Raw genomic sequence first — 21,336 nt, forward strand, 5'->3', positions numbered from 1 at the left:
ACGACCTGTTCCGGCGTGGCGGGTTGCGGACATCTGCGAAACCGCGACCGAAAAGCGTGCCGAAAGCAGTGTCGAAACCGTTATGCGTTCGACCCATTGACACCCCCGCCACCCCGTCCTTACTGTCACGCCAGCATTTCGAACGTGTGACGAAATTTCGAACACACTTGAAGAGCCGAACGCAAGCAGACGACGCAGCAAGGGGCAACTGCCGTGCGCATCACCGGAATCAGCACACACGTGGTCGGGACGCCGTGGCGCAACCTGACATACGTCCAGGTGCACACCGACGAAGGGATCACGGGAGTCGGCGAGACCCGGATGCTGGGCCACACCGACGCGCTGATCGGCTACCTGCGGGAGGCCGAGACCAATCACATTCTGGGCTCCGACCCCTTCGCCCTGGAAGACCTCGTACGCCGGATGAAGTACGGCGACTACGGCCGCGCCGGCGAGATCGTGATGTCCGGCATCGCCGTCATCGAGATGGCCTGCTGGGACATCAAGGGCAAGGCCCTCGGGGTGCCCGTCTGGCAGCTGCTGGGCGGGAAGGTCACGGACAAGGTCAAGGCCTACGCCAACGGCTGGTACACCACGGAGCGCACCCCGGAGGCCTATCACAAGGCCGCCCAGGGGGTCATGGAGCGCGGGTACAAGGCGCTGAAGATCGACCCCTTCGGCACCGGGCACTTCGAGCTCGACCACGAGCAGAGCCTGTACGCCGTCTCCCTCATCGAGGCCGTGCGCGACGCCATCGGGCCGGACGCCGAGCTGATGCTGGAGATGCACGGGCGGTTCTCGCCGGCGACCGCGGTGCGGCTGGCCCACGAGCTCGCCCCCTTCAAGCCCGCCTGGCTGGAGGAGCCCTGCCCGCCGGAGAACCTGAAGGCGCTGGAGAAGGTCGCCGCCAAGGTCGACATCCCGGTCGCGACCGGCGAGCGGATTCACGATCGCATCGAGTTCCGTGAGCTGTTCGACAGCCAGGCCGTGGACATCATCCAGCCGGACGTCGGTCACATCGGCGGCATCTGGGAGACGCGGAAGCTGGCCGCGACCGCCGAGACCCACTACATGCTCGTCGCCCCGCACAACGTCGGCGGGTCCGTGCTCACCGCCGCCTCCCTCCAGGTCGGCTTCACCTCCCCCAACTTCAAGATCCTGGAGCACTTCAACGACTTCGCGGACGCGGAGATCAAGAAGGTGGTCAAGGGCGCGCCGGAGGTCGTGGACGGCTACTTCCACCTCTCGGACGCGCCGGGCCTCGGCGTCGAGCTCGACGTGGACGCGGCCGCGGAGTTCCCGCAGCAGCAGGCCCGTTTCGACCTGTGGGCCGAGGGCTGGGAGCAGCGCAAGCCCAAGGGCGCCAAGTGAGCACCCAGGTCGTCATCGAGGCACCGGGCGAGCACCGGCTGACCTCGCACGACCCACGGCAGCCGGGGCCGGGCGAGGCGCTGGTGGCCGTCCACGCGGTCGGCATCTGCGGCAGCGACCGGGAGGTGTACCAGGGCAACCGGCCCGAGGGGTACGTCCGCTATCCCCTCACGCCCGGCCACGAGTGGTCGGGGACCGTGGAGGCGGTCGGCGCCGGGATCCCGGAGACGCTGGTCGGCCGCAAGGTCGTCGGCGAGGGCTTCCGCAACTGCCAGGTCTGCGACCGCTGCCACGCGGGCGAGACCACCTTGTGCAGCAGCGGGTACGAGGAGACCGGGTTCACCCAGCCGGGTGCGATGGCCACCACGCTCACCCTGCCGGCGCGGCTGCTGCACGTCCTGCCGGACGACGCCGACCTCACGGCCGCCGCGCTGCTGGAGCCGGCCGCCTGCATCGCGGCCGCCGCGATCAAGGCGAACGCGCTGCCGGGCGAGCGGGTCGCCGTCGTCGGCACCGGAACGCTGGGCATGTTCGCCGTTCAGTTCCTGAAGGCGGGCTCGCCGGCCGAGCTGCTGGTGGTCGGGACGCGACCGGACCGGGCGGAGCTCTCGAAAGCTTTCGGCGCCACCGACTTCCGCACCCGGGACCAGGAGCTCCCCGACGACTTCGACGTCGTCATCGAGACCGCCGGGTCCGCGTCGGCCGCGGACACCGCGGCCTCCCTGCTGCGGCGCGGCGGACGTCTGGTGCTGACCGGCATTCCCGCGCCGGGAGCCGATGGGCTGGACCCAACGGCCCTAGTGGTACGGCAGTTGGAGGTGTCGACTGTCTTCGGCGCGCCGCCGGACGCCTGGGCCCACACGGTCCGGGTGTTCGGCGCCGGGCTGCTCGATCCCCTGCCCCTGGTCACGCACGAGCTGCCGCTCGACCGGTTCGCGGAGGCCATCGAGCTGGTCGGGTCCGGCGATCCGAAGGTGGGCAAGGTGCTGCTCCGCCCCTAGACCGTACGCCGGTTCGGGGGCGACCTGACGGCCCCCGTACCGGCGTACACCCAAGCCCCCCATGACTTGAGCCGCGAACCTCGTCCGAAATATCGAACACGAAGGACAGCTTGTGACGACCGACGCTTCCGCTACGGCGGCCCGCCGACCCGGTGAGCAGGCGCTCTCGGCCCTCGGCCTGGGCGCGCCCGCCCCCGACCCCGCCGACGCCTCCCCGCACACCTTCCCCGGCGGCGGCAAGTGGCGCACCGAGATCCCCTCGTGCGAGGGTCCCGAAGCGCTGGCCGTCGTCCTGAAGGAGTCCTCCCGCCTGGACGTGCCGATCCACCGGATCAGCCAGGGCAGCGGTGTGTGGATGCTGAGCGACGCCGAGATCACCGAGATGGTCGAGGCGACCGACGAGCGCGACATCGAACTGTGCCTGTTCACCGGGCCGCGCGGCACCTGGGACATCGGCGGCTCCGTACGGTCCGACTCGCGGGGGGCCGGACTGCGCGCACGCGGCCACGACGCCGTCGCCGGCTGTGTCGAAGACGCCGTCCGCGCGACGGAGTTGGGGGTCAAGTGCCTCCTCGTCGCCGACGAGGGTGTGCTGTGGACGCTGCACCGGGCGCGCGAGGCGGGGATCATCCCGGCCGACACCACCCTGAAGGTCTCGGCACTGATCGGTCCGGTCAACCCGGCCTCGTACGCGGTGTACGAGCGGCTCGGCGCCGACTCCCTCAACGTGCCCAGCGACCTGACGCTGGATCACCTCACCGAGATCCGGCGGGTCTCCGCCGCCCCCATGGACATGTACATCGAGGCCCCCGACGACCTCGGCGGTTACATCCGGATGTACGAGGTCGCCGAGCTGATCCGGCGTGGCGCACCGCTCTACCTGAAGTTCGGTCTGTCCAAGGCTCCCGGCATCTACCCGTGGGGCACCCACCTGCGGGACGTGACCCTGGACACCGCCCGGGAGCGGGTGCGGCGCGGCCGTCTCGCTCTCGACCTGCTCGCCCGGCACGGTGCGGACGGCGACATGGCGCCGCTCGGCTCCCGGCTGCCCGGACCGCTCAACCGCTTCCCCACCGAAGCCTGACCCTCTCTCAACGACGAGAAACCCAAGGATGGATGACCCATGCGCAACCGTAGAGCAGCCCTCGCCGCGATAGCCGGAGCCGCGTCCCTCGCCCTCACCCTCTCCGCCTGCGGGCAGAGCGGTTCGGGCGGCAGCAAGGAGAAGGCCGGCGACTCCAAGGGCGGCACGATCGGCATCGCGATGCCGACCAAGTCCTCCGAGCGCTGGATCTCCGACGGCAAGAACGTCGTCAAGGACCTCCAGGCCAAGGGCTACAAGACCAAGCTGGTCTACGGCGAGGACAACCCGGACACCCAGGTCTCCCAGATCGAGAACCTGATCACGCAGGGCGTCAAGGGTCTGATCATCGCGGCCATCGACAACAAGTCCCTGAACAACGTGCTCCAGGAGGCCGCGGACGCCCACATCCCGGTCATCGCCTACGACCGCCTCATCCTGGGCAGCAAGAACGTCGACTACTACGCCTCGTTCGACAACGAGAAGGTCGGCGTGCTGCAGGGCACGTACATCGTGCAGAAGCTCGGCCTGGACAAGGGCAAGAAGGGCCCGTTCAACATCGAGCTGTTCGCCGGTTCGAACGACGACAACAACACCAAGTACTTCTTCAACGGCGCGATGAGCGTGCTCCAGCCGTACATCGACAAGAAGCAGCTGGTGGTCAAGTCCAAGCAGACCGCGCTCAACCAGGTCACCACCCTGCGCTGGGACGGTGCCACCGCCCAGAAGCGCATGGAGGACATCCTCACCTCCACGTACTCCAGCGCCAAGGTCGACGCGGTCCTCTCGCCGTACGACGGCATCTCGATCGGCATCCTCGCCGCGCTCAAGTCGGACGGTTACGGCTCCAAGAGCCAGCCGCTGCCGGTCATCACCGGCCAGGACGCCGAGCTCGCCTCGGTGAAGTCGATCATCGCGGGCCAGCAGACGCAGACGGTCTACAAGGACCTCCGCAAGCTCGCCAAGGTCGCCGCGGCGATGATCGACGACGCTCTGAACAAGAAGACGCCCCAGGTCAACGACACCAAGACGTACAACAACGGCGTCAAGGTCGTCCCCGCCTACCTGCTGCAGCCGGTGAGCGTCGACAAGAGCAACTACGAGGACGTCCTGGTCAAGGGCGGCTACTACACCGACGCCGAACTCAAGTAACCGCCGCCCCCTACTGATTGGAAGGCAAGACCATGGCGGGACCCGTCCTGGAAATGCGCTCTATCGTCAAGACCTTTCCCGGTGTCAAGGCGCTGTCGGACGTCACGCTGACAGTCCGCCAGGGCGAGGTCCACGCCATCTGCGGAGAGAACGGCGCCGGCAAGTCCACCCTGATGAAGGTGCTCTCCGGCGTCCATCCGCACGGCACCTACGAGGGCGAGATCCTCTTCGAGGGAGAGGTCTGCGAGTTCAAGGACATCCGGGCCAGTGAGGATCACGGCATCGTGATCATCCACCAGGAGCTGGCCCTGGTGCCCTTCCTGTCCATCGCGGAGAACATCTTCCTCGGCAACGAACACGCCTCGGGCGGGTTCATCGACTGGCGGGAGACGCTCAAGCACGCCAGCGAACTGCTGCGCCGGGTGGGTCTGAGCGACCACCCGGAGACCCGCGTCGCCGACATCGGCGTGGGCAAGCAGCAGCTGGTGGAGATCGCCAAGGCGCTGTCGAAGAAGGTGAAGCTGCTCATCCTGGATGAGCCGACCGCGGCCCTGAACGACGAGGACAGCGGCAAACTCCTGGATCTCATGCTGGAGTTGAAGAAGCAGGGCATCACCTCGATCATCATCTCCCACAAGCTGAACGAGATCCGCCGGGTCGCGGACTCGGTGACGATCCTGCGCGACGGGCGGACCATCGAGACGCTCGATGTGAAGGCACCGGAGACGACCGAGGACCGGATCATCTCCGGCATGGTCGGCCGCGACCTCGACCACCGCTTCCCCGACCGCACCCCGTACGAGGGTGAACAGGACGCGGCGCCGGCGCTGGAGATCCGCAACTGGACCGTGCACCACCCGCTCGACCAGGCCCGCAAGGTCGTCGACAACGTGTCGATCAACGTCCGGCGCGGGGAGATCGTGGGGATCGCGGGTCTGATGGGCGCCGGCCGCACCGAGCTCGCGATGAGCGTGTTCGGGCGCACCTACGGCCGGCACGCGGGCGGCACCGTCTTCAAGGACGGTGCGGAGATCCGTACCAAGACCGTCTCGGAGGCGGTCGGGCACGGCATCGCGTACGTCACCGAGGACCGCAAGCACTACGGGCTCAACCTCATCGACACCGTCAACCGGAACATCTCGCTGAGCGCGCTGCAGAAGGTCGCCAAGCGGGGCGTGGTCGACGAGCACGAGGAGCGGCAGGTCGCCGAGGGCTTCCGCAAGTCCATGAACATCAAGGCGCCGACCGTCTTCGAGCCGGTGGGCAAGCTGTCCGGCGGCAACCAGCAGAAGGTCGTCCTCAGCAAGTGGATCTTCGCGGGTCCGGACGTGCTGATCCTGGACGAGCCCACGCGCGGTATCGACGTGGGCGCCAAGTACGAGATCTACACGGTCATCGACCGGCTGGCGGCCGAGGGCAAGGCGGTCGTCTTCATCTCCTCCGAGCTGCCCGAGCTGCTCGGCATGTGCGACCGCATCTACACGATGGCCGCGGGCCGGCTCACCGGTGAGGTGGCGCGGGCCGAGGCCACGCAGGAAGTGCTGATGCGCCAGATGACGAAGGACAAAGAGGTAACCCGATGAGCACGGACGTCACCGACAAGACGCCGGCGGCGGCACCGCCCGGCGGCGGAAGCCCGTCCGGCGGCCGCAACTTCGTGCAGGTGGTCTTCGGCTTCATAGCCCAGAACCGGCGCCAGTACGGCATGCTGATCGCGCTGCTGCTGATCGTCCTGCTCTTCCAGTTCTGGACCGGCGGGGATCTGCTGCTGCCGCGCAACGTCTCGAACCTGGTGCTGCAGAACAGCTACATCCTGATCCTCGCGATCGGCATGATGCTGGTGATCATCGCCGGGCACATCGACCTGTCGGTCGGCTCGCTCACGGCGTTCATCGGAGCCTTCGCGGCGGTCCTGACGGTCAGTCATCATGTGGCCTGGCCGGTGGCGTTGGTGCTGTGCCTGCTGATGGGCGCGGTGGCGGGCAGCATCCAGGGCTTCCTGATCGCGTACGGCGGCATACCGTCGTTCATCGTGACCCTCGCCGGCATGCTGCTCTTCCGGGGTCTGACGGAGATCCTGCTGAAGGGCCAGACCCTCGGCCCGTTCCCGAACGGCCTGCAGAAGATCGGCAACGGCTTCCTGCCCGCGGTCGGCCCGAACACCAACTACCACAACATCACGCTGCTGCTGGGCATCGTCCTGGTCGCCTCGGTGGTGTGGCAGGCGGTCCGGGGCCGGCGCAGGCAGCAGGAGTTCTCGCTCGACGTGCAGCCCAAGGGCCTGTTCTACGGTCTGCTCGCCGCCCAGGTCGGCGCCATCGTCTGGCTGACGCTGACCCTCGCCAGCTACAACGGCGCACCGATCGTGCTGATCATCCTCGGTGTCCTGGTGGTCGGTTACGGCTACGTCATGCGCAACTCCGTCTTCGGCCGCCACATCTACGCGATCGGCGGCAACCTGCCGGCGGCCAAGCTGTCCGGCGTGAAGGACAAGAAGGTCACCTTCTATGTCTTCCTGAACATGGGCGTGCTCGCGGCCCTGGCGGGTCTGGTGGTCGCCTCCCGTCTGAACGCGGCGTCTCCGAAGGCGGGACTGAACTTCGAACTCGAGGCGATCGCCTCGTCGTTCATCGGTGGCGCGTCCATGAGCGGCGGTATCGGTACCGTCATCGGCGCGATCATCGGTGGTCTCGTCCTCGGCGTGCTGAACAACGGCATGAATCTCCTCGGCGTCGGCACCGACTGGCAGCAGGTCATCAAGGGCCTGGCCCTGTTGGCCGCGGTCGGCTTCGATGTCTGGAACAAGCGCAAGTCCGGTTCGTAGTACGTCAGCTCGGGCCCCGTCGCAAGGCGGGGCCCCACCCCTTTACGGGAGCCGCAACATGGAACTGAACAGACGCACGGTCATCGCAGGAGCCGCGGCGGCGGGCATCGCCGCGACCACCCTCGGCACAGGTACGGCCGAGGCCGCCTCGGGAGGCAGGAAGCCGGTGAAGGAGCTCTTCGGCAAGCTCGCCGACGGCACCAAGGTCTACCGCTGGTCGCTGGAGAACGGCGGCACGCGGCTGAAGGTCCTCAACTGGGGCGGTGTCGTCCAGGGTCTGGAGATCCCGGACCGCAAGGGCCACTACGCCAACGTCTCCCTCGGCTTCGACAACATCGAGGACTACGTCGCCAAGACCCCGTACTTCGGGGCGCTGATCGGCCGTTACGGCAACCGCATAGCCAAGGGCCAGTTCACCCTGGACGGCAAGAGCTACCAGCTGTCCGTGAACGACGGCGTCAACAGCCTGCACGGCGGCACCCAGGGCTTCGACAAGCACATCTGGGACGTCGAGCCGTTCACCAAGGGCTCCGACGTCGGCCTCCACCTGTACTACACGTCCGTCGACGGCGAGATGGGCTACCCGGGCACGCTCAAGGCGAAGGTGACGTACACCCTCACCAAGCACGGCGACTGGCGCATCGACTACGAGGCCACCACCGACAAGGCCACCGTCGTCAACCTGACCAGCCACGTGTACTGGAACCTCGGCGGCGAGGGCACCGGCACGATCGAGGACCACGAGCTGTCGATCGCCGCCGGCCGGTACACGCCCACCGACTCGGGTCTGATCCCGACCGGTGAGCTGGCGAAGGTCGCGGGCACGCCCTTCGACTTCCGCAAGACCAAGACCATCGGCCGGGACATCCGCGCCGGCCACGTCCAGCAGGTGCAGGCCAAGGGCTACGACCACAACTGGGTCCTGGACAAGGGCATCACCGCCAAGCCCGAGCACGTCGCCACCCTGCGCGACCCGCGCTCCGGCCGCACCCTGAAGATCGCCACGGACCAGCCGGGCCTGCAGTTCTACTCCGGCAACTTCCTCGACGGCACGCTCACCGGCACCGGCGGCCACACCTACCGTCAGGGTGACGCGCTGTGCCTGGAGACCCAGCACTTCCCGGACGCGCCGAACCACGCGAACTTCCCGTCGACGGTCCTGCGTCCCGGGCAGACGTACCGGACGAGCACCGTCCACACCTTCGGCTGCTGACCCTGCTGACCCTGCTGACCCGCGAATGAAGTGAGAAGGCGGCCCGTGCTGTGCGCACGGGCCGCCTTCCGCGTCGCCGGGACGGTCAGTTTCCGTAGTAGGCGCCCGGACCGTGCTTGCGGGTGTAGTGGCGGTCGAGCAGGTGGCGGGGCGGCGGGGCCGTGGCGGCCAGCGCCATGGTGTGGATCGCCATGTCGGCGACGGCCTCGCAGATGATCGCGTGCTCCACTGACCTGCGGGCACTCGCGCCCCAGGTGAACGGCCCGTGGTTGGCGACCAGCACGCCGGGGACCTCGATCGCCCGGTCGTCGTCGCCCTCCAGCAGGTCGACGATGATCCGGCCGGTGTTGTACTCGTAGTCCTTCGCGCACTGCTCGGGGGTGAGGTCGGGCGTGCACGGGACGGGCCCGTTGAAGGTGTCCGCGTGCGTGGTGCCGAGGACGGGGATGTCCCGGCGGGCCTGGGCGAAGGCCACCGCATGGGTGGAGTGGGTGTGGGTGACGCCCCCGACGGAGGGGAACGCCAGGTACAGGCACCGGTGGGTCTCGGTGTCGGTGGAGGGCCGCAGCCGGCCGTCGACGACGGCCCCGTCGGACAGCCGTACCGTCACCAGGTCGTCCGCCTTCAGTTCCTCGTACGGCACTCCCGACGGCTTGATGAGGAAGACCCCCGCCTCCCGGTCGACCCCGCTCACATTGCCCCAGGTCAGGGTCGCGAGGCCGGCCCGGGGGATGGCGAGGTTGGCCTCCAGGACCTCCTGCCGCAGCGCGTCCAGGACATGCGTGGTCATGACCGGCTCCTGGGGGTGAGGCGGTAGTAGGCGGAGTTCCAGCGGATCTCCTTGGCCAACTGGTCCGAGGTGGTGTGCTCGTCGATGGTGAGCAGTTCGACGTCGGCCATGGAGGCGTAGTCGGTCAGGGTCTCCAGGTCCACGGCGGAGCTGAGCACGGTGTGGTGCGGGGCGCCGGCCAGCAGCCAGCTCTCGGCCGACTCGGCCAGCGACGGACGCGGCACCCACACGGCCCGGGCGACCGGCAGATAGGGCAGCGGTTCACTGGCCACGACGTCGACGGTGTTGGCGGTGAGCCGGAAGCGGTCGCCGAGATCGCACAGGCCGACGACCACGGCAGGGCCCGGGGCCGCGTCGAAGACCAGCCGGACCGGGTCCTCGCGCCCGCCGATGGACAGCGGGTGGATCTCGCAGCGGGGCCGGGCGGCGGCGATGGACGGGCAGACCTCCAGCATGTGGGCGCCGAGAATGCGCGGGGTACCGGGGCCCAGGTGGTAGGTGTAGTCCTCCATGAACGTGGTGCCGCCGTGCCGGCCGGCGCCCATGACCTTCATGGTGCGCAGCAGCGCGGAGGTCTTCCAGTCGCCCTCGGCGCCGAAGCCGTAGCCGTCGGCCATCAGCCGCTGGACGGCGAGTCCGGGCAGCCGGCGCAGGCCACCGAGGTCCTCGAAGTTGGTGGTGAAGGCGGTGAAGCCGCCGTCGAGCAGGAAGGCGCGCAGGGCGAGTTCGACCCGGGCCTCGTACACCAGCGAGTCGTGGCGGGGGCCGTCCGGCCGCAGGATCGGCACCACGTCGTACGACTCCGCGTACTCGGCGGCGAGTTCGGCGGCCGCCTTGTCCTCGACCTCGTCGACCTGCGCGACCAGGTCGTTCACGGCGTAGGTGTTCACGGAGTAGCCGAAGCGCAGCTCCGCCTCGACCTTGTCCCCCTCGGTGACGGCGACGTCGCGCATGTTGTCGCCGAAGCGGGCCAGGCGCAGGGTGCGGGCGGCCTGCCGGCCGGCCGCGGCCCGGGACCAGGCGGCGACGCGGGCGATCACCCGGGGGTCGGTGACATGCCCGGCGACGATCTTGCGGGGCACCCCCAGGCGCGCCTCGATGTGGGCGAACTCCCGGTCGCCGTGGGCGGCCTGGTTGAGGTTCATGAAGTCCATGTCGATGCTCGACCAGGGCAGCGACAGATTGAACTGCGTGTGCAGGTGCAGCACCGGCCGGTTCAGGACGCCGAGTCCGCCGATCCACATCTTGGCCGGGGAGAAGGTGTGCATCCACACGATCACGCCCGTGCAGGTGTCGGAGGCGCCGGCCTCCTGGCACATCCGGCGGATCGAGTCGGCGTCCGCGAGGACCGGCTTCCACACGATCCGGGCGCGTATCTTCGGCGACTCGTCGAGGATGGCGGCGATCCGGCGGGACTGTTCGGCGACCTGCTTCAGGGTGTCCTCGCCGTAGAGGCTCTGGCTTCCGGTGAGGAACCAGATCTCCTGAGGCTGGTAGGTCTCGTTCGGTGCGGTCATGACGGTTCCTTTCGGGGAGATCCGGTTCGTCAGGAGGCTTCGGTGCGGATGCGGCGCAGGCGGTGCATGACGTCGTTGGCGCCGCGTCCGAAGTAGTCGTGCAGGGTGCGGTACTCGGCGTAGAGGCGGTCGTAGGCCGCGGCCCGGTGCGGGTCGGGGAGGTGGACACCGCGCTCGACCTTGCCCATCGCCCGGGCGGCGATACGGATGTCGGGGTAGGCGCCCGCCGCGACGGCCGCGTGCGTCGCCGCGCCCAGCGCGGGGCCCTGGGCGGAGGCGATGACGCTCAGCGGACGGCGGGTGACGTCGGCGTAGATCTGCATGAGCAGGGCGTTCTTGGTCAGCCCGCCCGCGACGATGAGCTCCTGGACGGGGACCCCGGCGCTCTCGAAGGCCTCGATGATGGTCCGGGTGCCGAAGGCGGTCGCCTCCAGCAGGGCGCGGTAGATGTCCTCGGGGCGGGTGGCCAGGGTCTGGCCCACGATCACACCGCTGAGGTCGTGGTCGACCAGGACCGAGCGGTTGCCGCTGTGCCAGTCCAGGGCGATGAGCCCGTGCTCGCCGACCTTCTGCCGGGCGGCGAGGCCGGTCAGGTACTCGTGCGGGTCCTGCCCGGCCGCCTGGGCCGCGGCGGCGTACCCGGCGGGAAAGCCGGTGCGTACGAACCAGCCGAAGATGTCACCGACCCCGCTCTGCCCCGCCTCATAACCCCACAGGCCCGGCAGGATTCCGCCGTCGACGATGCCGCACATCCCGGGCACCGTGCCGTAGTGGTCGGAACTCATCACATGACAGGTCGAGGTGCCCATGATCGCGACCATCTGCCCCGGCTCCACCGCCACCGCCGCCGGGGCCGTCACATGCGCGTCCACATTGCCGACGCACACCGCGATGCCCTCCGGCAGGCCCGTCCAGGCCGCCGCCTCCGCGCCCAGCCCGCCTGCTCGATCGCCGAGTTGGGCGATGGGCTGGTCCAGCTTGTCGGCGACGAAGCCGGCGAAGTCCGGATGCAGCGCGGCCAGATACTCGCGGGAGGGATACCGGCTCTCCTGGTACTGGCCCTTGTACCCGGCCGTGCAGGCGTTGCGGACATACCTGCCGCACAGCCGCCACACGATCCAGTCCGCCGCCTCCAGCCACCGCTCGGTACGCCGGTAGACCTCCGGATCCTCCTCCAGCACCTGCAGCGCCTTGGCGAACTCCCACTCCGAGGAGACCTTCCCGCCGTACCGCTCCAGCCACGCCTCCTTGCGCTCCGCTGCCAGCGCGTTGATCCGGTCCGCCTGCCCCTGCGCGGCATGGTGCTTCCACAGCTTGGGATAGGCGTGCGGACGGCCCGCCAGCCCCGGCAGCTCACACAGCGGGGTGCCGTCGGCCAGCGCGGGCAGCACCGTGCACGCGGTGAAGTCCGTGCCGATCCCGATCACCTGCTCCGGCCGCACCCCCGCCGCCGCCAACGCCTCCGGTACGGCGGTGCGCAGCACGTCGATCCAGTCGGCCGGATCCTGAAGCGCCCAGTCCGGAGGCAGCTGCGTGCCGTCGGGCAGTTCCCGGTCCAGCACGGCGTGCGCGTAGACGTGCTCGGCCGACGCCAGTTCCGCGCCGTCGCCGACCCGCACCACCACCGCCCGTCCCGACAGCGTGCCGAAGTCGACTCCCACGACGCAGAGTTCGGGGTTCATCAGCCAGCCACCCTTCCAATTGTTCGATATTTCGATCGGCGTTCGGAAACGTGACGCGAAGCGACGGCATCACCCCTCCATGGTGTCCGTGGGCGCGACCTGCGGGCATGGGCCGTCAGGTCCCGCGTGAAGGGTCGAACGGGGCCGATCCGGGCACCAGTTGGGTCGCGCTCGGCGCTTCGCAAGGTTTCGCCGGGAGTTGAACACCGTCACCCCGGCCCCCGTATCTAGGTGCGGCCCGTGCTCCCCCGCGCGGGCCACCCAAAGACGACGGGCCCGATCCTCCCCAGCGGGCCCGCCCCATACGGAGGTTCCATGGCCGACAACGTCACCTCGCTGTTCCGCAGCACCGCGGCCCACAGTCCGTCGATGGCTGCGTTGGCGCGGGAGGGCGGCGACGGGGCCGGTCCGATCGACTTCTGTATCCCCTGCAATCCGTACTTCCCCACCCCGGCCATGTTCGAGGAGATGTCGGCCCGCCTCCGCGACATCATCACGTACTACCCGAGCAGTGCCGACACGATCACCGCCGAGCTGTGCGACCTGCTGCAGCTGCCGCCGCAGTGCGTGGCCATGGGCAACGGCTCGACCGAGCTGATCACCTGGATCGACCACCTGCTGGTCCGCGAGTCCCTCGCCATCCCCGTCCCCACCTTCGGCCGCTGGACCGACCAGCCGATGGAGACCGGCAAGCGGGTCGACATGTTCCCGCTGCAGGAGTCGAGCGGCTTCGCCCTGGACCTGGCCCAGTACGCCGAGTTCATACGCAAGCGGGGCACCCGGGTCGCGGTGGTCTGCAACCCGAACAACCCCGACGGCGGCTATCTGCACAAGCAGTCGCTCGTGCAGTTCATGGACGCGATGGCCGACCTGGACCTGGTCGTCGTCGACGAGTCGTTCCTGGAGTTCGCCGACGCGGAGGCCGAGCCGTCGGTCGTGCAGGAGGCGATGATCCGCCCCAACGTGGTCGTGCTGCGCAGCCTCGGCAAGAACTTCGGCCTGCACGGCATCCGCTTCGGCTACCTCGTCGCCAATCCCGCCCTGGCCGGCAAGGTCCGCTCGATGCTGCCCAAGTGGAACCTCAACTCCTTCGCCGAGCACGTGGTGTTCATGCTGAAGGAGCACGGCTCGGAGTACGCGCAGAGCCTGCAGCAGGTGCGCCGGGACCGCCTCGACATGGCCGGTCAGCTCTCCGCGCTGCCCGGGCTGACCGTCTATCCCTCCCAGGGCAACTTCCTCTTCGTGCGCCTTCCCGTGGGCGCCGAAGGCAGTGTGGTCCGGGACCGGATGCTCACCGAGCACCGGATCCTGGTCCGCGAGTGCGGCAACAAGATCGGTTCTTCCAGCCGCTTCCTGCGGCTCGTGGTGCGCCCCCAGACGGACGTGCGTCGCCTGGTGTCCGGCATGGAACAGGTGCTCTACGGGACCAGGAGGGGAGCCGCCGTGCCCGAGCTGGGCGCCGGGACCAGCTACAGCTCGGGTACGGCGGCCGTGGACCGGCTGGTCAGCGAGACCAACGGGGCCGGTATCCCGCTCGCCGCGCAGGCCTTCGCCGGGGGCGGGGTCGGGATGCCGATGCCGGTGCCCGCGGCGGCTCAGGCGGGGCCGCAGCCGGTGCCGACTCCCATGCAGGCGCCGGTACCCATGCAGGCGCCGGCTCCCATGCAGGCGCCCGCGCCGATGCCCGCGCCGGCGCCCGCTGCGATGCCGATGTCCGCGCCCGCGCCGGTGCCCGCCCCGATGCCGACTCCTGCTCCGATGCCGGCGCCCGCTCCCATGCCGGCCCCTGCTCCCATGCCGGCGGCAGCACCGATGGCGCCGGCCGCCGCCATGCCCGGGCCCACGCCGCCGGGGGTGCCGGCTCGGGGTGGGCTCACCGCCGCGCAGGTGCGGGGGACCACCGGGCCGGGGCTGACTCCGGCTCCCGCCACGGGGTGGCCGAACGCGCAGAGCTGGCCGAACGCGGCGGGGATGGGGCAGGCCGGCTAGTCGTGTCGTCGGGTGCGGGTCTGATGTGGCCGGTCGCGCAGTTCCCCGCGCCCCTTACGGGGCGCTGCAGGCACCCGGCGTTCAGGAAACCGGCCGCCTTCGGGGTGCTGTACGCGCTCGGCGTGGAGAAGTTCGGTCAAGGTGTTTCCTATCACTTTGATCTTCACCGAAAGCGCACAGAGCGGGGCTATTAACCCGTACGGATGGACGAGCGGTCGTCGGCTAGTACGCCACGGGCCAACCGCTGCTCCAGTTCAGCAGGTTGATGCCGAGCTTGGGCGTGCCGTTGTCGTTGCCGTCGTAGTAGTGGTAGACGATCAGGTCGCCGTCGGAGTCGTTCATGATGGACTGCCCGCCGGGGCCGATGACGCTGCCGTGCGACTCCAGCACGGGCGTACCACCGTTGTTCGTCATGGCGACGCCGCTCTTGTCGTAGTACGGGCCGGTGACGGCGGCGGCCCGGCCGACCTTCACCTTGTACGTCGAGCTGGTGCCCTGGCAGCAGACGTCGTAGGAGGCGAAGAGGTAGTAGTAGCCGTTGCGCTTGACGACGTACGGCGCCTCGACCGCCTTGGTCCCCGTCGGGCGGGCGGCGATGGAGTACCGGGTGGTGTTGGAGGAGAGCTGTTTCCCGGTCGACGGGTTGATCTGGATCATCTTGATCCCCGTCCACCAACTTCCGAACGACAGCCACCACTTGCCGTCGTCATCCACGAACAGGTTCGGGTCGATGGCGTTGTAGTCGCTGGAGGTGGTGGAGGTGTAGACGGTCCCCTGGTCGGTCCAGGAACCGGGCAGTCCGGTGCTCGAAGTGGCCATCCCGATCGCGGACTTGTTGGAGCCGAAGGTCGAGACGGCGTAGTACATCAGGTACTTGCCGCCGTGGTACGAGATGTCCGGCGCCCATGCCTCGGTCGCGTAGGACGACCACCAGCTCGGCTTGGTGGGGAAGGCGTCGCCACCGGCACTGAACGCGATCCGGTCGGTCGAGGTCTTGTACGCCAGTCCGCCGCCCGTGGCGTAGAGCAGGTAACGGCCGGCCGAGGTGCGGATCATCGTCGGGTCGTGGACGACGACACTGCCGGTGACCGTGCCGGGGTTCGGGTACGCCGAGGCCGCGCTCGGGATCAGCGCGAGCAGAAGGGCGGCGGGGACGGCTAGGAGAGCGGTTCTGGTGCGGGGGGTGCGGCTCACGCTGAGCTCCTTGTGATGGGGGGACGCTCCAGGATGAGGTGCATTCGTTCGAGATACCGATCGCCGATCAGAGTCTCGGACGGACCGTAGAATCGAACCCCTTGCGCGTCAATGGTCCGCGCAGTCACGGAAGTTGCCGGAGATCGCACAGGTGGACACCTATGCTCCCCACCATGACCGAACCCGTCAGACCGGACAGCCGGGCTCCCCTGCTCCTCGCCCGCCTCACTCAGGGAGCGATACCCGTGGCCGCCGCCGCGGAGGTGTTCCGGGCCGCGACCGTCCGGGCACATCGCCTGCATCCCGCGAGCACGTCGGCCCACCGGTCGGCGTTCGCGTCGATGCTGCTGGTGTACGCGGCGACGGTCGCGGCCGTGCTCTTCCTGGTGTGGTTCGGCCGCTGCCGGAACAACGCCCGGCTGATCTCGCCCGACGCCGCCCTGGGGTCGGACGTCTGGGCCGTCGCGGCATGGCTGGTCCCGGTGGCCAACCTGTGGTTCCCCCGCGGACTGCTGCTCGGGACTTCCTGGTCCTCTCCGAGGCCCTGTTCGTCGCCGCGGCCGGTCTCGCCGTCAGCCCTGATCCAGCGCGTCACCATCCGTCAGGGCACCGCCCTGGCCGCTCTCCGGCCGGCGGCGCGGGGAGTGGCAACCGTCTGACGCAGGCGCTCAGGCGCCCGTCGCCGGGCCGGCCAGGGAGCGCCACCCGGGCACGTCGACCTCGGCCCGCACGGTCTTTCCGGGCGCCTCGCGGTCCAGAACCTCCCAGCGGTCGGCGAGGGCGTCGACCAGGACGAGACCGCGACCGTGCTCGCCGAGAGGATCGGGCGTCCGTACGGCACCGGGGGCGGGCGGTCTCAGGTCGTCACGCGTGTCGGTGACCTCGACGCGGACGCTGCCGGTGACGAGCGAGAGCCTCAGCTCGAAGTCCCGTCCCGGCACCCGGCCGTGGGTGACGGCGTTGGCGGCGAGCTCGGCGACGATCGCGGCCACGGCGTCGGAGGGCGGGGTGCCGTGCGGGATGCCCCAGGCGTGCAACTGGCCGACGGCGAGGCGACGGGCCAGCCGGGCACCGCGCGGGGTCGGACTGAGGCGCTGGGTGAACGTACGTACGGTAACCGGGCTTTGGGGGGCTGGACGTGCGGTCATGCCCCCATCCGACCGGCTCTCACCCGCCTTCACCAGGTCCGGCGCGCGTACGCCGCCGCAGCGTACGCGGTCACGGGCTGGACAGTACTCGTGACGGGCCGTGACCATGAGCGCGGGAGGTGACCGACTGTGGTCGATGGTGGCGGTGAGCCGGAGTCGTCGGACAGCATTCGGACGTTCGGGGCGGTGCATCAGGCCCTGCGGGAGCACGCGGGGATGACCCGGGAGGAGTACGCCGATCTCGTCCGGTTCTCCAAACACACGGTGGCGTCCGTGGAGTTGGGACGACGCATGCCCGACCCGGCGTTCGTGGAACGGGCGGAGGAACTGCTGGGCAACACGGGTGCGCTCCGGAAGGCGCTGCCGACGCTGGCCCGCCAGCCGGGGTTGGCGGCGTGGTTTCGGCGGTGGGCGCGGCTGGAGCAGCTGGCGATCAGCTTGTACACGTACGAAGGCCGTATGATCCCGGCCTGTTGCAGACGGAGGCGTACGCCAGGGCCCTGTTCGAGGGGCAGCTGCCACCTCTGGACGACGTCCAGATCGAGGAGCGGTGGTCCGCGCGAGCCGAGCGACAGCGGCTGCTGCGTGAGCGACCGAACACGGCGTACAGCTTCATCCTGGAGGAGCACCTCTTCCTCCGGCGCACGGGCGGAGTCGAGGTCACGCGCGAACCCATCGATCACCTGCTGGAGATCGGACAGTTGCGGAACGTCGAGATCCAGCTCATGCCGCTGACGCACGGCACGCACGCCGGCCTGGCGGGTCCCGTGCAGCTGCTCGAGACGCCTGAGAAACGGTGGTTCGCCTACAACGAAGGTCAGCGCGGCGGGCTGTTCATCAGTGACCCGAAAGAGATCAGCGTGCTCCAGAGGCGGTATGCCAGGATGCGTTCGCAGGCTCTCACCCCCGAAGACTCCGTGAGCCTGTTGGAGCGGATGCGAGGAGTGCTATGAGCAGCGGCGAACTGCACTGGTTCAAGTCGAGCTACAGCAGCAGCGGCGACGGCGACTGCGTCGAGGTCGCCCTCACCCCCGGCACCGTCCACGTCCGTGACTCCAAGAACCGGCAGGGCAACCGGCTCGTACTCTCGCCGGACTGCTGGACGGACTTCCTGGTGCACGCCCGCCGACAAGCCTGACCGACAAGGAACTTGACGAGGCGTCACTTTGCGGAACTGACAGCTCGGCAACAGACTCCGCTCCTACGGTGCCGTGTCCATGACAGACACCCCAGAAGCAGCGAACCCCATCGGGCGCCGCACCCTGCTGATCGCCACGGGTGCCACCGCCGCGACCCTCGCCGTGGGCGCCGCCGCGCCCGGAGCCCGGCCGCCGCGAACACGGCCGACACGCAGCCCGTCGCCGCGGCCGTCTGCACCCTCACCAAGGAGATGACCGAAGGCCCCTACTACCTAGACGGAGCGCTCGTCCGCTCCGACCTCACCGAAGGCAAGGCGGGCATCCCGCTCAAGCTCGCCCTGACCGTCGTGGACTCCTCCTGCGCCGTCGTACCCAACGCGCTGGTCGAGCTCTGGCACGCCGACGCGCTCGGCGAGTACTCGGGCTACGTCGGCAACAACGGCCACAACGAGAGCGACGACGGCACCTTCCTGCGCGGCGGTGTCCTGACGAACGCGTCGGGCGTCGCCGACCTGACCACGATCTACCCCGGCTGGTACCGGGGCCGCTGCGTGCACATCCACGTCAAGGTGCACACCGGCGTCACGCTGTCCTCCGACGGCTCGTTCACCGGCGGCACCGAACTCCACACCGGACAACTCTTCTTCGACGAGTCGGTGACGGCCAAGGTCGCGAAGGTCTCGCCGTACTCGACGAACACGGTCACCCGCACCACACTGTCCCAGGACTCCATCTACGACGGCGGGGGCGCCTCCTCCGGGCTGCTCACCCTGACGGCCCTGGGTCCCTCGACCCCCTCCGGCTACACCGGCACCCTCACGCTGGGCGTCGACCGGAGCTGACGCCGCGCTTCCGTCCCCACACGGCAGGGGTGGCCCGCACCGGGGGCCACCCCCTTTCCGTGTGCCGGACTCCGCCGGCTCAGGACGCCGGGCACTCCTTCCACGCCATGTGGTACACGGTGCTGATGTCCCCGTCGGTCGAGTCCATCGTCATGAAGCTGACCTTGCCCGGGTTCGAGGTCCCGGCGTTCACTCTCAGCTCGGTGTTGATGTTGAAGTTGCGCTGGACCCCGCAGGGCGCCCAGACGAGCTGGGCCCAGTCGGTGGAGTCGGTCGCCTGCCAGTCGTCGTTGTACGAGCCGCTGAACGGGTGGGTCTTGGGCACGGTGTTCGAGGAGCCCTGGAAGTAGTACGACGCCTTCTGCGTGGCGCTCGCCCCCGGCTGGAGCGAGAGGAAGCCCCGGTAGTCGGCGCTGGCGACCGCGTAGGTGAAGCCCTGCGGGACGTGCACGATCAGGTTGAGCTGGCAGTTCTTGCGGAAGGCCGTGGGGTCGGAGTTGCCGCCGGCCTGCGCGAGGTACTGGCTGTAGGTCACCGTGAAGGCCGTGTTGTCCGGGGCGACGGCGACGGCCGCCGTGCCCGCGGGGCAGCCGGAGCCGTTCACGGTCGCGACGTCGATGACGATCTTGTCCGGGGGCGGGTTGTCGAAGACGCCCGAGTGAGGGTTCGCGGGTATCGCGGTGGTGAGGAGAGCGGCTACGGCGCCGCCCAGCAGGAGTCCGCCAGACATGGGTCTCTCCGGATTCTGTGAGTGGGGGGTGGCACGCCCCGGCCCCCCCGGAGAGCTCGGAGAACTCTCTGGAGAAACAGTGAGGTTTCTGTGAAGACCGGAGGCGATCCGCATCGTAGAAAGCCGCGGGAGCGGCGGTCAGGGCGAACTCCGGCCATTCACATCCGCGGATTTCACACCCGCTCAGGCGCTCACCGGTTGCCGCTCCCCGGCGGGTTCGGGCCGGGTGTCCCTCTCCCGGCGATGGGCGCGGACCGAGTGCGCCAGGGCGGCTGCCCACAGGCCGTAGAGGACGACGTACACGCACGCGCCGACCGTGCCGGGGACGTGGATCCAGTCGGCGAGCAGGGTGCGGGCGTTGAGCAGGACGATCAGGCCGCCCACGGTCGAGCCGAGGATGCGCGGGGCGACGAAGCGGGCCAGCCAGGCGGCGACCGGGGCGATGACCGTGCCGCCGACGAGGAACGCGAGCACCCGCGGCCAGTTCACGCCGTGCGAGCCGAGCGAGAACAGGAAGCCCAGGCTCGCGGCGAGCGCCACCAGCGCCTTGCTCGCGTCGACCGAGCCGACCACCTTGCGCGGCTCCAGGCGCCCGCCGGCCAGCAGCGCGGGTGTGCCGATCAGTCCCCAGCCGCCCCCGCCGGTGGCGCCGAGGAACCCGGCGACCAGCCCGACCGGCACCAGGAACCGTTTGCCCAGCGGCCGGCCCGCCTTCCCCCGGGGGACGCCGCGCACCGTGAAGCGCCAGGTGACGTAGAGGCCGAGGGCGAGCAGGATCACCGCCATGACCGGCTCGGCGAGCGCGGTGGACAGGTGGGACAGCACGGTCGCGCCGACGAAGGCGCCCACGGCGCCGGGGACACCGATCCGGATCACGACCTTCCAGTCGACGTTGCCGAAGCGGGCGTGCGAGGCGCCCGAGACCAGTCCGGTGCCGATCTGCGCGAAGTGCACGATGGCCGAGGCGGCGGCCGGGGTCGTCCCCAGGGCGAGCAGCAGCACGGTCGAGATCACCCCGTGCGCCATGCCGAGGCTGCCGTCCACGAGTTGGGCGCCCAGACCCGCGAGAGCGAGCAGGATCAGCGTGCGCATGTGTCGGTCCCGTCCTGGTGCCGGTGAACGGGACGGGACCCTAGGACGTCAACCTGAGGACAGCCTGAGAGCGCGCCGCGGCTACGGGTTCTCCCACGCGGCCGGCTCCGCCGCCAGGTCCCGCACCTGTTCGGGCAGCGCGTCCTGCGCCAGGTCGGCGATCGTGACGCCCTCCAGGATGCGGCGGACGTTGGCGCGCAGGGCGATCCACAGGGGCAGCAGGGGCTGGGCGGAGCCGGTGTACTCAAGGCCCGTGGGGCGCTCGCCGCGCACGGACACGATCGGCCCGTCCACGGCCCTGATGACGTCCGCGACGGTGATCTCCCCGGCCTCGCGCGCCAGCCGGTAGCCGCCGCCTCCCCCGCGCCGGCTGTCGACGATGCCGCCGCGCCGCAGGTCGCCGAGGATGCCCTCCAGGAACTTGTGCGGGATCTCCTGCACCGCGGCGATGGCTTCCGCCTTCACCGGTCCGCCGTCCTGCCGGACGGCGACCTCAAGAACCGCCCGTACCGCGTAATCCGCTCGTGCCGAGATCCTCATACGACCATTGTGGCCGGTCCCGCGTACACAA

At 69.5% G+C, this 21,336-nt stretch carries 18 protein-coding genes and 2 pseudogenes; 12 read left to right on the forward strand and 8 right to left on the reverse strand.

Going from position 1 to position 21,336, the window contains the following annotated elements; genetic code table 11:
* Window positions 1-213: 213 nt before the first annotated feature.
* The 7 genes from FBY22_RS33550 (at window position 214) to FBY22_RS33580 (ending at window position 8,642) form a co-directional block, all read left to right on the forward strand.
* Window positions 214-1,371, forward strand: a complete 1,158-nt coding sequence (locus tag FBY22_RS33550) for a mandelate racemase/muconate lactonizing enzyme family protein (RefSeq protein ID WP_142151735.1) — start codon at window positions 214-216, stop codon at window positions 1,369-1,371.
* Entirely contained in the window at window positions 1,368-2,372 is a 1,005-nt protein-coding gene (locus tag FBY22_RS33555) for a zinc-binding dehydrogenase (protein ID WP_142151736.1), read from the forward strand. Before FBY22_RS33550 ends, FBY22_RS33555 begins: the two co-directional genes overlap by 4 nt.
* 112 nt (window positions 2,373-2,484) lie before the next feature.
* Window positions 2,485-3,456: a hypothetical protein gene (locus tag FBY22_RS33560; RefSeq protein WP_142151737.1), complete on the forward strand. Its 972-nt coding sequence runs from the start codon at window positions 2,485-2,487 to the stop codon at window positions 3,454-3,456.
* A 39-nt stretch (window positions 3,457-3,495) separates the two neighbouring features.
* Complete coding sequence (chvE, locus tag FBY22_RS33565) at window positions 3,496-4,605, forward strand: multiple monosaccharide ABC transporter substrate-binding protein (protein ID WP_142151738.1); 1,110 nt, start codon at window positions 3,496-3,498, stop codon at window positions 4,603-4,605.
* Between the two features lie 32 nt (window positions 4,606-4,637).
* Window positions 4,638-6,188: a multiple monosaccharide ABC transporter ATP-binding protein gene (mmsA, locus tag FBY22_RS33570; protein ID WP_142151739.1), complete on the forward strand. Its 1,551-nt coding sequence runs from the start codon at window positions 4,638-4,640 to the stop codon at window positions 6,186-6,188.
* The gene (gene mmsB / locus FBY22_RS33575) at window positions 6,185-7,429 is read left to right on the forward strand and encodes a multiple monosaccharide ABC transporter permease (RefSeq protein ID WP_142151740.1); all 1,245 of its coding nucleotides are present in this window, start codon (window positions 6,185-6,187) and stop codon (window positions 7,427-7,429) included. The genes mmsA and mmsB overlap by 4 nt, the downstream gene beginning before the upstream one ends.
* A 58-nt stretch (window positions 7,430-7,487) precedes the next feature.
* Window positions 7,488-8,642, forward strand: coding sequence for an aldose epimerase family protein (locus tag FBY22_RS33580; protein ID WP_142151741.1), 1,155 nt, complete (start codon window positions 7,488-7,490; stop codon window positions 8,640-8,642).
* An 85-nt stretch (window positions 8,643-8,727) separates the two neighbouring features.
* On the opposite strand, the gene araD is transcribed toward FBY22_RS33580, so the two are convergent.
* From araD to araB, 3 genes are read right to left on the reverse strand one after another with little or no spacing between them, the layout of a single operon-like run.
* Entirely contained in the window at window positions 8,728-9,432 is a 705-nt protein-coding gene (gene araD / locus FBY22_RS33585) for an L-ribulose-5-phosphate 4-epimerase AraD (RefSeq protein ID WP_142151742.1), read from the reverse strand.
* Window positions 9,429-10,949 carry an L-arabinose isomerase gene (gene araA / locus FBY22_RS33590; protein WP_142151743.1) on the reverse strand — a complete coding sequence of 507 codons (1,521 nt, stop codon included), beginning with the start codon at window positions 10,947-10,949 and terminating at the stop codon, window positions 9,429-9,431. Before araA ends, araD begins: the two co-directional genes overlap by 4 nt.
* Before the next feature lie 29 nt (window positions 10,950-10,978).
* Window positions 10,979-12,631, reverse strand: a complete 1,653-nt coding sequence (gene araB / locus FBY22_RS33595) for a ribulokinase (protein ID WP_142151744.1) — start codon at window positions 12,629-12,631, stop codon at window positions 10,979-10,981.
* Window positions 12,632-12,946: 315 nt separating this feature from the next.
* Between araB and FBY22_RS33600 the strand changes: the two genes are divergently transcribed.
* The gene (locus FBY22_RS33600) at window positions 12,947-14,620 is read left to right on the forward strand and encodes a histidinol-phosphate transaminase (protein ID WP_142151745.1); all 1,674 of its coding nucleotides are present in this window, start codon (window positions 12,947-12,949) and stop codon (window positions 14,618-14,620) included.
* Window positions 14,621-14,842: 222 nt separating this feature from the next.
* Here the strand turns inward: FBY22_RS33600 and FBY22_RS33605 are convergent, their stop codons facing one another.
* Complete coding sequence (locus tag FBY22_RS33605; protein WP_142151746.1) at window positions 14,843-15,814, reverse strand: arabinan endo-1,5-alpha-L-arabinosidase; 972 nt, start codon at window positions 15,812-15,814, stop codon at window positions 14,843-14,845.
* Window positions 15,815-15,987: 173 nt separating this feature from the next.
* Here FBY22_RS33605 and FBY22_RS33610 point away from each other — a divergent pair, with 173 nt between their 5' ends.
* Window positions 15,988-16,473, forward strand: coding sequence for a DUF4328 domain-containing protein (locus tag FBY22_RS33610; protein WP_160159945.1), 486 nt, complete (start codon window positions 15,988-15,990; stop codon window positions 16,471-16,473).
* Between the two features lie 9 nt (window positions 16,474-16,482).
* On the opposite strand, the gene FBY22_RS33615 is transcribed toward FBY22_RS33610, so the two are convergent.
* Window positions 16,483-16,962 carry an ATP-binding protein gene (locus FBY22_RS33615; RefSeq protein WP_142151748.1) on the reverse strand — a complete coding sequence of 160 codons (480 nt, stop codon included), beginning with the start codon at window positions 16,960-16,962 and terminating at the stop codon, window positions 16,483-16,485.
* Window positions 16,963-17,091: 129 nt separating this feature from the next.
* Between FBY22_RS33615 and FBY22_RS33620 the strand changes: the two are divergent.
* From FBY22_RS33620 to FBY22_RS33630, 3 genes and pseudogenes are all read left to right on the forward strand, one after another.
* Window positions 17,092-17,915, forward strand: a pseudogene (locus FBY22_RS33620) (helix-turn-helix domain-containing protein).
* Window positions 17,912-18,100 carry a DUF397 domain-containing protein gene (locus FBY22_RS33625; protein ID WP_142151749.1) on the forward strand — a complete coding sequence of 63 codons (189 nt, stop codon included), beginning with the start codon at window positions 17,912-17,914 and terminating at the stop codon, window positions 18,098-18,100. Before FBY22_RS33620 ends, FBY22_RS33625 begins: the two are co-directional and overlap by 4 nt.
* A gap of 79 nt (window positions 18,101-18,179) precedes the next feature.
* Window positions 18,180-18,943, forward strand: a pseudogene (locus FBY22_RS33630) (intradiol ring-cleavage dioxygenase).
* Window positions 18,944-19,022: 79 nt separating this feature from the next.
* Here FBY22_RS33630 and FBY22_RS33635 read toward each other — a convergent pair.
* The 3 genes from FBY22_RS33635 to FBY22_RS33645 form a co-directional block, all read right to left on the reverse strand.
* Complete coding sequence (locus FBY22_RS33635; protein WP_142151750.1) at window positions 19,023-19,673, reverse strand: DUF4360 domain-containing protein; 651 nt, start codon at window positions 19,671-19,673, stop codon at window positions 19,023-19,025.
* Between the two features lie 183 nt (window positions 19,674-19,856).
* Window positions 19,857-20,765, reverse strand: coding sequence for a sulfite exporter TauE/SafE family protein (locus tag FBY22_RS33640; RefSeq protein ID WP_142151751.1), 909 nt, complete (start codon window positions 20,763-20,765; stop codon window positions 19,857-19,859).
* Window positions 20,766-20,846: 81 nt separating this feature from the next.
* The gene (locus FBY22_RS33645; protein ID WP_142151752.1) at window positions 20,847-21,305 is read right to left on the reverse strand and encodes an Rrf2 family transcriptional regulator; all 459 of its coding nucleotides are present in this window, start codon (window positions 21,303-21,305) and stop codon (window positions 20,847-20,849) included.
* Window positions 21,306-21,336: the final 31 nt, after the last annotated feature.

This window comes from Streptomyces sp. SLBN-31 (assembly GCF_006715395.1).
Classification (GTDB): Bacteria; Actinomycetota; Actinomycetes; order Streptomycetales; family Streptomycetaceae; genus Streptomyces.